Source organism: Glutamicibacter sp. BSL13 (assembly GCF_052928425.1).
In genome coordinates this window covers 19,008-32,289 of sequence record NZ_JAVGCZ010000004.1, presented here as the reverse complement: position 1 = coordinate 32,289, position 13,282 = coordinate 19,008, and the positions used below count along the sequence as shown (strand labels likewise).

Below are 13,282 nucleotides of genomic sequence, written 5' to 3'. Positions count from 1 at the left end.
ATAGAGTGCTATCGACATGTCTCATTGATGCCTTCGACTTTTGGCCGTGATGAAGAAATCTTCAGGGTCCTCACCTCAGGGTGAGGTACTCCTTCTTTCCCGACTGCGATTGCGGAGGGTGACAAACAGCACGGTCAGCGCCACCCCCATGGTCATGATCCCAAGATTCACGAGCCCATATGACCAAACTTCCCCTTCATTGAGCACGAGCGGAAGACCCTTCGGCGTCGGACCGAACATTCCGTCGCCGAAGACTGTAAGCCCGCCATTCAGCCAGTTCAGAAGCACCAGGAGTGTCTGAAACGTGAACAGAATCGCCTCGATGACGAGGTAGAGCAACGCCGCCATTAGTCGCGACCGCACAAAGAGTCCGATGAAAACGACAAGAATAGGGGTCAGCAAGAGGTTCATGACTTTCTCCAATCCCATAAACGAGGTTTGCTTCTCCTGCGGCTGGCCACAGCCCGTCCACCAGAACTCACCGCAACACGAGCGTTGCAAAGACACAGACACCGAGCATCGTGAACCATCCCAGCGCCCCGACGATCGCGTGGAGCGCAGGCACCGGACGTGAGAAGCCGAGGACGTCCTTGGCTACCGCTACGTAGTTCCCCGCAGCGCTGTCGATGCCGTGCCGCGCACGGTAGCTCGCAAACATAAGCAAGTCGCCGAGGACCTGGCCGGCCGTAATTACGGCAAACGCGACCCAGGCGATCCACGTTCGCATGGCGACCAGGAAGGCGACCCAGAACGTGGTGCTCGCGACCTGTAGAGCAATGTGTGCTGCGACCCTTTTCGTCGGGAAGGATGCATTTCGGTGACGCCGCCAAGTCGACAGAGAGACCACGCCGAGGATCGACGTCATCACAAGGAGGAGCAATGTTAGCCCCGCAAGAGCTGTGACCAGTGTCATATCCTAAGACTACTACGGACATAGTAATCTGTCACTATGCCCGTAGTAAGGTTCGTTTATGCCCAGCAACCGAAACCAGGCGATCACCGCAGCTATCGACCTATTGGCGAGCGGAGGCGTTCGTGCGCTAACGCATCTGCGAGTGGACGAACGCGCCGGACTCCCCCGGGGGTCCACATCAAACTTTTTCCGTACGCGTGAAGCACTCCTTCTGGGGGTTTGTGAGCATATGGTCGCCAGAGAACTACCCGAGATCGCCGTCGGCTTCAGCGCAAATACGCCAGAAGATTTTTCCGAGTCATTGTCCATGCTCTTCCGCCATTTGGTCGGTCCCTCTCGCAAGATAACGGCAGCGCGCCTCGCGTTAATAGTGGAAGGTAGTCACGATGCGGGAGTCCGGTCCGCACTCTCGGCAGGCCGAAAGAGCATCGAGAGCTCGGTTCTACCCGCGCTGGTGGCACTGGGTGCCAACGATCCGCTGCTTGGCGTACAGCTGATCGCGACCTGCTTCGAGGGCCTGTTCCTGCACGTGTTAGGACGCCACGCGGACATCGACGCGGAAGCCGTCATCTCTGCCACGGTGCGCACAATCTTCACCCCCGTCAAAACCCCACAGTGAGAACCCCGATCGCACCCAGGTACGCAGTATGAAAACACTCCCCTCAAGGACAATCGGCCAATCACTACTGCGGACGTCGGTCGAGGCGCCCCCTTCACCTAGAGGCGCGATACATCGAACAAGAGAGCTGCTCAGGCGGTATCGACCTGGCAGAAGCGGGCAAGAGGCCTGTGCGGCCCAGTGCTTCATCTTGCACCTGTCATCTTGAAACAACCCACCACAAACCGGGTGATCCGCGATAGAGTGGACACTAGTTGCGCCGTCGCCGCCTTATCCCCGAGTTCGAACGACACGGGTTCGAGGTCGACGGCGTATTGCGTGTCAGCGGGAAAACACCATTCCCCCAGCCTGAATGGAAGGAAACGCCGCAGTGGCGACTGAATCCTTAGTTGAAGAATTTTCACTCACCGAGTTGGACCAGAAGGCCATCGACACGGCTCGCGTCCTGGCCGCTGATGCCGTCGAAAAAGTCGGCAACGGCCACCCCGGTACCGCCATCAGCCTGGCCCCGGCCGCCTATCTGATCTTCCAGAAGCACCTGCGCCACGACCCGAACGACCCGAACTGGTTCGGCCGCGACCGCTTCATCCTCTCCCCCGGTCACACTTCGCTGACCCTGTACCTGCAGCTCTTCCTCTCCGGCTACGGCCTGGAGATGGAGGACCTGGCCGCGCTGCGCACCTGGGACGCCAAGACCCCGGGCCACCCGGAGTTCGGCCACACCGCGGGCGTGGAAATCACCACCGGCCCGCTCGGCCAGGGCCTGGCCTCCTCCGTGGGCTTCGCCTACGCCCAGCGTCGGATGCGCGGCATGTTCGACCCGCAGGCCCCGGCCAGCACCAGCCCCTTTGACCACACCATCTACGTCATCGCCTCCGACGGCGACATGCAGGAGGGCGTCACCTCCGAGGCCTCCTCGCTGGCCGGACACCAGCAGCTGGGCAACCTGGTGGTGATCTACGACGACAACGAGATCTCCATCGAGGACGACACCGACATCGCCTTCAGCGAGGACGTGCTCGCCCGCTACGCCGCCTACGGCTGGCACACCCAGCGGGTGGACTGGACCAAGACCGGTGACTACGTCGAGGACATGAACGAGCTGGACGCGGCGATCCGCGCGGCGAAGGCCGAAACCACCCGCCCGTCGATCATCTCGCTGCGCACCATCATCGGCTGGCCCTCGCCGACCAAGGCCAACACCGGCGGCATCCACGGCGCCAAGCTGGGCGGGGAGGAAGTCGCCGGGTTGAAGAAGGCCCTGGGCTTTGACACCGAAGCCCACTTCCACATCGCCGACGACGTGCTCGCCCACGCCCGCAAGGTCGCCGACCGCGGCGCCCAGGCGCACCGTGAGTGGGACGAGAAGTTCTCCACCTGGGCCAAGTCCAACCCGCAGGACGCCGCCCTGCTCGAACGCCTGCGCGCCGGCGAGCTGCCCGAGGGTTGGGAGCAGAAGCTGCCGGTGTTCGAGGCCGGCACCTCCCTGGCCACCCGCGCCGCCTCCGGCAAGGTCATCAACTCCATCGCCGAGGTGCTGCCCGAACTCTGGGGCGGCTCTGCCGACCTGGCCGGTTCAAACAACACCACCATCAACGACGCCGCGTCCTTCGCCCCGGCCGAGCGCTCCACCGACGCCTGGGCGGCCAACCCGTACGGGCGCGTGCTGCACTTTGGCATCCGTGAGCATGCGGCCGCGGCGATCACCAACGGCATCGTGCTCGGCTCCCCGACCCGCGCCTTCAACGGTACGTTCCTGATCTTCTCGGACTACCAGCGCCCGGCCATCCGCCTGGCCGCGCTGATGGGCGTGCCCTCGATCTTCGTGTGGACCCACGACTCGATCGGCCTGGGCGAGGACGGCCCGACCCACCAGCCGGTGGAGCACCTGGCCAGCCTGCGCGCCATCCCGAACCTGGACGTGGTGCGCCCCGGCGACGCGAACGAGGTCTCCTACGCCTGGCAGGGCATGCTGCAGCTGAAGACCAACCCGGCCGGCATCGTGCTCTCCCGCCAGAACCTGGCCGTCTTCGACCGCACCGCCCCGGGCTTCCGCGGCGCCGAAGGCACCCTCAAGGGCGGCTACATCCTGGCCGAGGCCATGCGCGGGGGTGCCGAGGTCACCCCGGACGTCATCCTGATCGCCACCGGCTCCGAGGTGGAGCTGGCGGTGCAGGCCCGTGAGGAACTGGCCCAGAAGGACATTGCCGCCCGCGTGGTCTCGCTGCCGAGCAAGGAATGGTTCGCCAAGCAGGACGCCGCCTACCGCGAAGAGGTGCTGCCCGCCGCCGTCACCGCCCGCGTCTCCGTGGAGGCCGGGGTGGCCATGGGCTGGCGCGAATTCGTTGGCGCGCAGGGCGAGATCATCTCGCTGGATCACTTCGGCGCCAGCGCCGACTACAAGACGCTCTACCGCGAATTCGGGATCACCACCGAGGCCGTGGTGGCCGCCGCGGAAAAAGTTGCGAAGTAAGGAAACCATTTACCCATGAGTAATCCAAACACCCAGGCACTATCCGACGCCGGTGTCTCCATCTGGCTCGATGACCTCTCCCGTGAACGGCTCACCAGCGGTTCGCTGGCCAAGCTGATTGAGGAGAAGAACGTCACCGGCGTGACCACCAACCCCTCGATCTTCGCCGCCGCACTGTCCAACGCCGAGGTCTACGGCACCGCGATCGCCGAACACCGCGAGAAGTCGGTGGACGCGGCCATCCTGGAAATCACCAGCGACGACGTGGCCCGCGCCTGCGACCTGTTCCGTCCGGTCTACGACGCCACCGGCGGGGTGGACGGACGCGTGTCCATCGAGGTGGACCCGCGCCTGGCACACACCACCGCGGAGACCATCGCCCAGGCCAAGGCGCTGCATGAGCGCGTGGGCCGGGAGAACGTGCTGATCAAGATCCCCGCCACCCTGGCCGGGCTGGAGGCCATCAGCGAGACCATCGCCGAGGGCATCAGCGTGAACGTCACCCTGATCTTCTCCCTGGAGCGCTACCGCGAGGTCATCAACGCGTACCTGATTGGCCTGGAGAAGGCCCACGCCAAGGGCCTGGACCTGTCCAAGATCCATTCGGTCGCCTCCTTCTTCGTCTCCCGCGTGGACACCGAGATCGACAAGCGCCTGGATGCGCTGGGCACCGATGAGGCCGCCGCCGTGCGCGGGCAGGCCGGTGTGGCCAACGCCCGCCTGGCCTACCAGATCTTCGAGGAGCAGTTCTCCACCGCCCGCTTCGAGGTGCTGGCCGCCGCCGGCGCCAACGTGCAGCGTCCGTTGTGGGCCTCCACCGGTGTGAAGGATCCGGCCTACCCGGCCACCTTGTACGTCACCGAGCTGGTTGCCCCGCAGACCGTGAACACCATGCCGGAAAAGACGCTGGACGCCACCGCCGCCGAGGCCCAGGTGCGCCCCAACGCGATCGCCGGCAGCTACGATGCCGCCAACCGCGTGCTGGACAAGCTGGCGGCCCTGGGCATCGACTACAACCAGGTCGTGGAGCAGCTGGAGACCGAGGGCGTGAAGAAGTTCGAGGACTCGTGGAACGAACTGCTGCAGGACATGGCCGTGGCGCTCAAGGAGGCCAAGTAAATGGAACTGGGTCTGGTGACCTCCGGGGCCGCCCTGGCCTCGGTCGAGAAATACCTGCCGCGGCTGCTGGAGGATAAGGTCGGCAGCCGCATCGCGGCCCAGGACCCCACCCTGTGGGGGCCCGAGGCCGAGTCCGAGGCCGCCATCCGGCTGGGCTGGACCAACCCCTTCGACACTGCCGAGGAACTGGTGCCGGCAATCCTGAACCTGCGCGATGAGCTGGTGGCTGAGGGCCTGACCCGCATTGTGCTGTGCGGGATGGGCGGCTCCTCGCTGGCCCCGGAGGTGATCACCGCGAACGACGGCGTGGACCTGGTGGTGTGCGACACCACCGACCCGCAGATGGTCTCCGCGATCCTCAACGAGGACCTGCAGCACACGGTGGTGGTCATCGCCTCCAAGTCCGGCTCCACCGTGGAAACCGATTCGCAGCGCCGCGCCTTCACCGCCGCCTTCCAGGCCGCCGACATCGACCCGGCCACCCGGCTGGTGCTGGTCACCGACCCGGGCTCGCCGATGGACGACCCTAGCGGGGTGCGGGCGGTGTTCACCGCCGACCCGAACGTGGGCGGACGCTACTCGGCGCTGACCGCGTTCGGCCTGGTGCCCTCGGGGCTGGCCGGGGCGGACATCGACGCGCTGCTGGAGGAGGCCGGGCTGGTCTCGGACCTGCTGGCCGAGGACGACGAGGACAACCTGGCCCTGCACCTGGGGGCGGCGCTGGCCACCACCGGGCGGGACAAGCTGGTCTTCGCCTCCGACGCCCAGGCGCTGGCCGGGTTCGGGGACTGGGCCGAGCAGCTCATCGCCGAATCCACCGGCAAGCTGGGCAAGGGGATCCTGCCTGTGGTCGCCCACCTCAACGCCCCGGAGCTGCGTGACCCGGCCGGCGATGTGATGCCGCTCTACCTGTACGGGCAGCTGCCCGACGAGGTGGCCGAGGACACCACCGCCATCCACTTCTCCGCCCCGCTGGGCGCCGCGTTCCTGATCTTCGAGTACGCCACCGCGGTGGCCGGCTACCTGCTTCAGCTGAACCCGTTTGACCAGCCCGACGTGGAGGCCGCCAAGGCCGCCGCCCGCACCCTGCTGGACGCCCCGTCCGCCGGGGAACCGGACGCGGTGTTCGGCGCCATCGAGGTCTACGGTTCCACCGCCGACAGCCTGGCCGATGCGCTGGAGCAGCTCACCGCCCAGCTGCCCGAGAACGGCTACCTGGCCATCCAGGCCTACCTGGACCGGCACGGGGATGCGAAGCTGCAGTCGCTGCGCGACGTGCTGGCCGAACGCACCGGACGCCCGGTGACCTTCGGCTGGGGTCCGCGCTTCCTGCACTCCACCGGGCAGTACCACAAGGGCGGGCCGCGCACCGGGGTCTACCTGCAGCTGACCACCCAGTCGCAGCGGGACGTGCAGATCCCCGGGCGCAGCTTCGGCTTCGCCGGGCTGATCGCCGCCCAGGCCTCCGGGGACGCGAACGTGCTGTGCGATGAGGAGCACGCCCGCCCGGTGCTGCGCCTGCACTTCACCGACCGCGCCGCGGGCACCGCCCAGCTGCTGGCCGCGCTCGGCCTCGAGGACGGCGCGCAGTAGCCGCGCCGGTGCCCCGCCCGGTTTCCGGGTGAGTGTCCCGCCCACCCCGGCCCGCGCCGTGGTGGGCGGGGCACCGCCGGCGGCCGGCCGGGTAGGCGGGCACCAAAGGATTTTTGACCATCAGCCAGCCGCTGATCGGTGAGCTTAAGGACGAGTGAGCTAAGGAACAGATGAGCAACCCACTACGCGATCCCCGGGACCGGCGGCTGAACCGCATCGCCGGTCCCGGAGCGCTGGTGTTCTTCGGGATCACCGGCGACCTGGCCCGCAAGAAACTCATGCCCGCGGTCTACGACCTGGCCAGCCGCGGCCTGCTGCCGCCGAACTTCGCGATCGTCGGGTTCGGGCGGCGTGACTGGTCCGCCCAGGACTTCGCCGCCGAAGCCCGTGAATGGATCCTGGCCAGCGCCCGCACCCCGTTCAACGAGACCGTGTTCGAGCAGCTGGCCTCCGGGATGCGCTTCATCTCCGGCGCCTTCGGCGACGACGCCGCCTATGAGCAGCTGGCGGCCACCCTGGATGAGCTGGCCGAAACCCGCAACACCGGGCGCAACCACGCCTTCTACCTCTCCATCCCGCCCAGCTGGTTCGAGGTCGTCTGCCAGAAGCTCTCCGAGCACCACCTGGCCAACGACAACAACCCCGGCTGGGAACGGGTGGTCATCGAAAAGCCGTTCGGCCATGACCTGGCTAGCGCCCGGGAACTGAACAGCATCGTCGAATCGGTCTTCCCGCCCGATGCCGTGTTCCGCATCGACCACTACCTGGGCAAGGAGACCGTGCAGAACCTGCTGGCCTTCCGCTTCGGCAACCAGCTGTTCGAACCGCTGTGGAACAACAAGTACGTGGACCACGTGCAGATCACCATGGCCGAGGACATCGGCATCGGCGGACGCGCCAGCTACTATGACGGGGTCGGCGCGGCCCGCGACGTCATCCAGAACCACCTGCTGCAGCTGCTGGCGCTGACGGCCATGGAGGAGCCGATCTCCTTCAACGCCGACCACCTGCGCGCCGAAAAGGAGAAGGTGCTCACCGCCGTCACCCTGCCCGAGGACCTGGACGCGGCCAGCGCCCGCGGACAGTACACCTCCGGTTGGCAGGGTGGGGAGAAGGTCGTCGGATTCCTGGACGAGGAAGGATTCAACCCCAAGTCCAAGACGGAAACCTACGCGGCGATCCGGCTGAACATCAACACCCGGCGCTGGCACGGGGTCCCGTTCTACCTGCGCGCCGGCAAGCGCCTGGGCCGGCGCGTCACCGAGATCGCGGTGGTGTTCAAGCGCGCCCCCAACCTGCTGTTCACCGACCACGAGGATGACGAGTTCGGGCAGAACGCGATCGTGATCCGGGTGCAGCCCGACGAGGGCGCCACCATGCGCTTCTCCTCCAAGGTGCCCGGCACCCAGATGGAGATCCGCGACGTGACCATGGACTTCGGGTACGGCAACGCGTTCACCGAATCCTCCCCCGAAGCCTATGAACGGCTGATCCTGGACGTGCTGCTGGGCGAGCCGCCGCTCTTCCCGCGCCACGAGGAAGTCGAACAGTCCTGGCGGATCCTGGACCCGTTCGAGGAACACTGGGCCGCGCTGGACTGCCAGCCCGAGCCCTACCACCCCGGGTCCTGGGGCCCGTCCAGCAGCGATGAGCTGATGGCCCGAGACGGAAGGACGTGGCGCCGGCCATGATGATCGATCTTCCCAACACCACCACCAGCCAGGTGGCCAAGAAACTGATCACCGCGCGGCGCACCCACGGCGCCTCCGCGCTCTCCCGGGTGCTGACCCTGGTGGTCATCACCCGGGAGGGGTTCGCCGAGAAGGCGATCGACGCCGCCGACCTGGCCAGCCGCGAACACCCCTGCCGGGTGATCGTGGTGGTGCGCGGGCCGGTGACCGGCAAGAACTGCCTGGACGTTCAGATCCGCGTGGGCGGGGACGCCGGGGCCTCCGAGGTCATCGTGATGCGCACCCGCGGCCCGAACATCATCGCCGACGAGGCGTTGATCTCCGCCCTGCTGCTGCCCGACGCGCCGATCGTGGCGTGGTGGCCGCACGGGGTGCCGGACGACCCGGCCAACACGCCGCTGGGCAAGCTCGCCCACCGGCGGATCACCGACTCCGGGCAGGCCCCGGACCCGGAGGCCGCCCTGTTCCAGCGCGCCAAGACCTACCAGGCCGGGGACTCGGACCTGGCCTGGACCCGCATCACCCTGTGGCGCGCCCAGCTGGCCAGCATCATCGACCTGATCGGCACCAAGGGGCTGAAGAACATCACGGTGAAGGGCTCGGCGAACTCGCCGTCCACCACGCTGCTGGCCGCCTGGCTGACCATGTGCCTGAACGTGCCGGTCACGATCGCGGCGGACAAGTCCACCGGCGGGCTATCCAGTGTGCGCCTGAGCCGCAAGGCCGGGGACGTGGAACTCTCCCGCCCCACCGGGGAGGTCGCCCACCTGTACCTGCCCGGCAGCGCGCCGCAGCGGATCTCCCTGCCGCGCCGCCCGATCGCCGACTGCCTGGCCGAGGAGATGCGCCGCCTGGACGCCGACGACGTGTTCGGCGAGGTGGTCACCCGCGGCCTGCACCTGACCAACCTGAGGAGTATTGAGCCCAGTGATCGCTAGACAGATCGTCATCCACCCGGACGCGGACACCACGGCCCAGGCGGTGGCCGGCCGGCTGATCACCGCCGTGCAGGACGCCATCGCCGCCCGCGGGGTCGCCCACGTGGTGGTCACCGGCGGCAGCCTGGGCATCGCCGCGCTGCAGGCGGTGGCCGGCAACCCGGCCCGGCACGCCGTGAACTGGTCGCTGGTGCACTTCTGGTGGGGCGATGAGCGCTTCGTCGCCGCCGATTCACCGCAGCGCAACATCGGCCAGGCCGCGGAGCTGTTCACCGAACTCGACGCGCTGGGCCTGGACCGGCAGACCGTGCACCCGATGGGTTCCAGCGACGAATACGACACCGCGGAGGCCGCGGCCGAGGCGTACACCGCGCTGCTGGCCGCCGAGGCCCCCGAGGGGCAGGCCAGCCCGGCATTCGACGTGCTGATGCTGGGCATGGGGCCCGACGCCCACGTCGCCTCCCTGTTCCCGCACCACACCAGCTCACAGGACACCGGGGCGATCGCCGTCCACGAGTCCCCCAAGCCGCCGGCCGACAGGGTGTCGCTGACCATGCCCACCATCAACGCGGCCCGCGAGGTCTGGCTGCTGGTGGCCGGCTCCGAGAAGGCCCCGGCCTTGGCCGCGGCCCAGCACGAGGTCAACGAGGCCGCGGTCCCGGCCAGCGCCGTGCACGGCACCACCGCCACGCGATGGCTGGTGGACCGCGCCGCTGCGTCCCTGCTCTAGGCGCCACCGGTTAAAAGCCCCGCTCGCCAGCTCCCTGTCCTCCAGGACGGGCGCCGGCGGCCGGGGCTTTTGGCTGCGCCCACGCCCACCGGGCGCCGGGTCTAGCCGGGAAGGCTGAACAGCCAGAACGCGACCCCCAGCAGAAAGGCGGCCACTCCCCCGATCACGCAGGCGTGCCCCAAACCCAGACGGTAGACGGCGGCCTCCGCCAGGCTCCTCTCGTAGCGGCTGCGGTTGGGGAAGCTCCAGAGGAACCCGGCGCGGCGCACCGCCTGCTGCGGCGGCGCCTCGGCGCGGGTGACAAACCACAGCCCGGTGAGCATCAGGCCCAGCCCGAGCAGCAACAGCACGATGATCAGGCTCCGCCACGGTTCGGCCACCAGGTCCAGTGAATCCCCACTGACCACCACCGCCGAGACCAGCAGGGTCAGCAGACCCGTGTAGCCGGCACCCCACACCTTGGCCGTGGCCGCCGTGCGCGGCAGCATCCCCCGCACGATGTCATCCCACAGCTCCTTGCGTTCCAACGCCTCAGCGCCTGGGAACGTGCTGGGCCGGCTGGGCACCCAGACCCCCGCATTTTGCTCCTTGAGCGCAACACGGAACACCGCCCCGCACCCCAGGGGTTCCTGCGGCGGATGCCCCGGATGGGAGTAGGTGCAGCGGCAAAACACATCCACCTCGATCCCCGGGGTCTGCGCGGCCTGCGCCGGAGCCGGGGTGTCCGTTTCGGTGCGTATTGAGATTCCGGGTTCCGCTGCGGACCGGCCGGGTACGGCCGCGACGCCTCGTTCAACGCTGCGATACGTCATCTCATCCGTACAGCGCGGGCACGCCCCAACGACCGTGATCTCACTTGCCGCGGTGTCCGCGGCGGTCACTGATAACCGCCCGTCGTTGATTGATTCCCAGGCCAGCTCCGTCCACAGCGGATCCAGGCGCCGACGTGACTCCAGATCGGGTATCCGCCCCTTTGGCACTCGTGTCCCCATCGCCTGCTCCTCCCCCACGCCCGATCCAACGGCGGACGCCGCTGTCCCGTCCCCGGTGCCTCCACCGTACCGCCGCCCCGCCACGGCGTCCATGCACCCTCGGCCCGGCTCAACAGCCGTGGAGAAGCACAGCCGCCGCGTTGCGGTTAACCCGCAGGCTGGGCCGCACCCCCTGGCATTTCACCGGAGCTGGCCTAGGCTGGGGTTAAAGCTCGATCCCCCGGGAAAGGAGCCCGACATGGAACCGTTCATCTCGCAATGGGTGTGTTCGCTCATCATGGTCATTGGTATTTTCTGCCTCCTCAGCGGCCGGGCGGAACTTGGGGTGCTGTGCCTGGTGTTGGGTGTGGGCCTGACCCTGGTGGACCGGTTCATTGCGCCCCAGGCCGGTGAAACCGAGGGACGCACCGGGCACCCTTAGCAGGAGGAGCGCGCAGTTCACCTGCCCGTCGCCATGATGCCACCGGTTCCTCTTCCTTTTGCCATCGCCGAAGCCTACGGTGTTAGAAAGCGTGGGACCTAACGGGGTAAAGATGGCAGATGCAACGCAGTCGCTGACATGGCTCAAGGTGCTGTTGGGCGCCATGGGGACCGCATGCCTGCTCACCGGACGGGTGGAGCTGGGCCTGTTGTACCTGGTGCTGGGGATGAGCGCCGAACCGCTGCGCCGCCTGCTGAGCACCCCCGCGGCGTTGCGTTGCCAACGGCCCCCGGACTGACCTGGGCACTGATTACGCCGGGCCAGCCCGCCGCTGTGCGCAGTGCTGCTCCCCTTGCCAATCCTTTGGATCGGACGCTGTCCCTGTTGACAAAACCTTCCGTCCGGTACCCTGAAAGACCAGGGTCCTCGACAGGGGGTGAACCGCAGATGAGTCCTCGGAGCATGATGCTGCTGCAGGGTTTCATTACGCTGGTCGGCATTATCAGTTTACTCAGCGGAGCCACGGGCTTCGGAGTGTTCTGTCTCCTCGTGGCCATGGCGCCCAGTATTTATGACCACTACCGCAGGCAGAATCGCACCACCAGGCATCACCACGGCAGTGACGCCCGCTGAGCGTCAGGGTGCGTTAAAAAGCGGTGGGGACTTCCCTCTTGGAAAGTCCCCACTGCTTTTTTGGTGGTCTAGAGTTCGACGCTGAAGCGCATGATCAGCGCCAGCCCGATGATCACCGCGGCCCACACCAGGCCGAGCACGACGGTGATCCGGTTCAGGTTCCTCTCGGCGACGCCGGAGGAGCCGAGCGAAGAGGTGACCCCGCCGCCGAACATGTCCGACATACCACCGCCACGACCCTTGTGCAGCAGGATCAGCATGGTCAGCAGAACACTGGTGATGCCCAGCAGTACCTGCAGGACGATCTTGATGATATCCACTACGTCGGTTCCTTACCTAGGGTTCAGTCGGTCACGAGGTGATGCTCGAACCTAACAATGTTAGCAAACTCTTCGGCATCCAGGCTGGCCCCGCCGACGAGCACGCCGTCCACATCGCGTTCGCGCATGATCGCCGCCGTGTTGGCGGCCTTCACGCTGCCGCCGTAGAGCAGGCGGATCGACTGCGCGACCTCGTCGCCGAAACGTTCGGCCAGGGCGGCACGGATGGCGGCGCACATTTCCTGTGCGTCGGCCGGTCCGGCCACCTCGCCGGTGCCGATGGCCCACACCGGTTCGTAGGCGATGACCAGGCTGGCGGCCTGTTCTGCGGTGAGCCCCGCAATGGAGCCCTCGAGCTGGTTGAGCGTGTAGGCCACGTGCTCGCCGGCCTGGCGCTTGTCCAGTCCCTCGCCGATGCACAGCACCGGGGTCAGCTCGTGGCGGTACGCTGCGGCCAGCTTGGCGGCAACGACCTCGTCGGTCTCGTTGTGGTACTGGCGACGCTCGGAGTGACCGACCAGCACGTAGCTGCAGCCCAGCTTGTTCAGGAACTGGCCGGAGATTTCCCCGGTGTAGGCTCCCGAATCCTGGGTGGACAGGTCCTGGGCACCGTAGACGATGTCCAGCTTGTCACCCAGGGTCAGGGTCTGCACCCCGCGGATGTCGGTGAACGGCGGGAATACGGCCACTTCGGCGCGGTCGTAGTCATGCTGGTGGTCCTTCAGGGTCCAGGCCAGCTTCTGCACCAGGGTGATGCCCTGGATGTGGTCCATGTTCATCTTCCAGTTGCCGGCGATCAACGGCGTGCGGACGAACTTTCCATCTTTTGAAATAGTCATT

Annotated in this window: 15 protein-coding genes; 10 read left to right on the top strand and 5 right to left on the bottom strand. The window is 67.0% G+C overall.

Features of this window, described 5'->3' with window-relative positions; translation table 11 throughout:
* Positions 1-75: 75 nt before the first annotated feature.
* Together RCJ92_RS01260 and RCJ92_RS01255 are read right to left on the bottom strand one after the other, a co-directional pair.
* Positions 76-411, bottom strand: coding sequence for a hypothetical protein (locus RCJ92_RS01260; protein ID WP_054820774.1), 336 nt, complete (start codon positions 409-411; stop codon positions 76-78).
* 67 nt (positions 412-478) lie between these two features.
* Entirely contained in the window at positions 479-913 is a 435-nt protein-coding gene (locus tag RCJ92_RS01255; protein WP_446753530.1) for a hypothetical protein, read from the bottom strand.
* A gap of 58 nt (positions 914-971) precedes the next feature.
* Here RCJ92_RS01255 and RCJ92_RS01250 point away from each other — a divergent pair, with 58 nt between their 5' ends.
* The 7 genes from RCJ92_RS01250 (at position 972) to pgl (ending at position 10,076) form a co-directional block, all read left to right on the top strand.
* A complete protein-coding gene (locus tag RCJ92_RS01250; RefSeq protein ID WP_446753529.1) occupies positions 972-1,532 on the top strand; it encodes a TetR/AcrR family transcriptional regulator in 561 nt (186 codons plus the stop codon).
* Positions 1,533-1,884: 352 nt separating this feature from the next.
* Positions 1,885-4,005: a transketolase gene (tkt, locus tag RCJ92_RS01245; RefSeq protein ID WP_138926354.1), complete on the top strand. Its 2,121-nt coding sequence runs from the start codon at positions 1,885-1,887 to the stop codon at positions 4,003-4,005.
* A 15-nt stretch (positions 4,006-4,020) separates the two neighbouring features.
* Positions 4,021-5,124: a transaldolase gene (tal, locus tag RCJ92_RS01240; protein ID WP_138177788.1), complete on the top strand. Its 1,104-nt coding sequence runs from the start codon at positions 4,021-4,023 to the stop codon at positions 5,122-5,124.
* Positions 5,125-6,717 (top strand): glucose-6-phosphate isomerase, encoded by a 1,593-nt coding sequence (locus RCJ92_RS01235; protein WP_138926355.1) that lies wholly within the window; start codon positions 5,125-5,127, stop codon positions 6,715-6,717. It begins immediately after the preceding gene.
* A gap of 170 nt (positions 6,718-6,887) precedes the next feature.
* Complete coding sequence (gene zwf / locus RCJ92_RS01230) at positions 6,888-8,408, top strand: glucose-6-phosphate dehydrogenase (RefSeq protein WP_446753528.1); 1,521 nt, start codon at positions 6,888-6,890, stop codon at positions 8,406-8,408.
* The gene (locus RCJ92_RS01225; protein WP_138177793.1) at positions 8,405-9,346 is read left to right on the top strand and encodes a glucose-6-phosphate dehydrogenase assembly protein OpcA; all 942 of its coding nucleotides are present in this window, start codon (positions 8,405-8,407) and stop codon (positions 9,344-9,346) included. The genes zwf and RCJ92_RS01225 overlap by 4 nt, the downstream gene beginning before the upstream one ends.
* A complete protein-coding gene (gene pgl, locus RCJ92_RS01220; RefSeq protein ID WP_346922451.1) occupies positions 9,336-10,076 on the top strand; it encodes a 6-phosphogluconolactonase in 741 nt (246 codons plus the stop codon). The genes RCJ92_RS01225 and pgl overlap by 11 nt, the downstream gene beginning before the upstream one ends.
* A gap of 101 nt (positions 10,077-10,177) precedes the next feature.
* Here the strand turns inward: pgl and RCJ92_RS01215 are convergent, their stop codons facing one another.
* Positions 10,178-11,068 carry a hypothetical protein gene (locus tag RCJ92_RS01215; RefSeq protein WP_446753527.1) on the bottom strand — a complete coding sequence of 297 codons (891 nt, stop codon included), beginning with the start codon at positions 11,066-11,068 and terminating at the stop codon, positions 10,178-10,180.
* A 238-nt stretch (positions 11,069-11,306) separates the two neighbouring features.
* Between RCJ92_RS01215 and RCJ92_RS01210 the strand changes: the two genes are divergently transcribed.
* From RCJ92_RS01210 to RCJ92_RS01200, 3 genes are all read left to right on the top strand, one after another.
* On the top strand, positions 11,307-11,489 hold the full coding sequence (locus RCJ92_RS01210) for a hypothetical protein (RefSeq protein ID WP_138926360.1): 183 nt from the start codon (positions 11,307-11,309) through the stop codon (positions 11,487-11,489).
* A 112-nt stretch (positions 11,490-11,601) separates the two neighbouring features.
* Positions 11,602-11,787 carry a hypothetical protein gene (locus RCJ92_RS01205; RefSeq protein ID WP_138926361.1) on the top strand — a complete coding sequence of 62 codons (186 nt, stop codon included), beginning with the start codon at positions 11,602-11,604 and terminating at the stop codon, positions 11,785-11,787.
* A gap of 164 nt (positions 11,788-11,951) precedes the next feature.
* Entirely contained in the window at positions 11,952-12,122 is a 171-nt protein-coding gene (locus tag RCJ92_RS01200) for a hypothetical protein (protein ID WP_175419371.1), read from the top strand.
* Between the two features lie 68 nt (positions 12,123-12,190).
* Here RCJ92_RS01200 and secG read toward each other — a convergent pair whose 3' ends face one another.
* Both secG and tpiA read right to left on the bottom strand, forming a co-directional pair.
* On the bottom strand, positions 12,191-12,442 hold the full coding sequence (gene secG / locus RCJ92_RS01195; RefSeq protein ID WP_054821883.1) for a preprotein translocase subunit SecG: 252 nt from the start codon (positions 12,440-12,442) through the stop codon (positions 12,191-12,193).
* A gap of 23 nt (positions 12,443-12,465) precedes the next feature.
* On the bottom strand, positions 12,466-13,281 hold the full coding sequence (gene tpiA, locus RCJ92_RS01190) for a triose-phosphate isomerase (protein WP_138926362.1): 816 nt from the start codon (positions 13,279-13,281) through the stop codon (positions 12,466-12,468).
* Position 13,282 lies beyond the last annotated feature (1 nt).

Bases quoted from the DNA above. Each gene is read 5' to 3' on its own strand.
- RCJ92_RS01260 (WP_054820774.1), bottom strand. From the start codon at position 411: ATGAACCTCTTGCTGACCCCTATTCTTGTCGTTTTCATCGGACTCTTT.
- RCJ92_RS01255 (WP_446753530.1), bottom strand. From the start codon at position 913: ATGACACTGGTCACAGCTCTTGCGGGGCTAACATTGCTCCTCCTTGTG.
- RCJ92_RS01250 (WP_446753529.1), top strand. From the start codon at position 972: ATGCCCAGCAACCGAAACCAGGCGATCACCGCAGCTATCGACCTATTG.
- tkt (WP_138926354.1), top strand. From the start codon at position 1,885: ATGGAAGGAAACGCCGCAGTGGCGACTGAATCCTTAGTTGAAGAATTT.
- tal (WP_138177788.1), top strand. From the start codon at position 4,021: ATGAGTAATCCAAACACCCAGGCACTATCCGACGCCGGTGTCTCCATC.
- RCJ92_RS01235 (WP_138926355.1), top strand. From the start codon at position 5,125: ATGGAACTGGGTCTGGTGACCTCCGGGGCCGCCCTGGCCTCGGTCGAG.
- zwf (WP_446753528.1), top strand. From the start codon at position 6,888: ATGAGCAACCCACTACGCGATCCCCGGGACCGGCGGCTGAACCGCATC.
- RCJ92_RS01225 (WP_138177793.1), top strand. From the start codon at position 8,405: ATGATGATCGATCTTCCCAACACCACCACCAGCCAGGTGGCCAAGAAA.
- RCJ92_RS01215 (WP_446753527.1), bottom strand. From the start codon at position 11,068: ATGGGGACACGAGTGCCAAAGGGGCGGATACCCGATCTGGAGTCACGT.
- RCJ92_RS01210 (WP_138926360.1), top strand. From the start codon at position 11,307: ATGGAACCGTTCATCTCGCAATGGGTGTGTTCGCTCATCATGGTCATT.
- RCJ92_RS01205 (WP_138926361.1), top strand. From the start codon at position 11,602: ATGGCAGATGCAACGCAGTCGCTGACATGGCTCAAGGTGCTGTTGGGC.
- RCJ92_RS01200 (WP_175419371.1), top strand. From the start codon at position 11,952: ATGATGCTGCTGCAGGGTTTCATTACGCTGGTCGGCATTATCAGTTTA.
- tpiA (WP_138926362.1), bottom strand. From the start codon at position 13,281: ATGACTATTTCAAAAGATGGAAAGTTCGTCCGCACGCCGTTGATCGCC.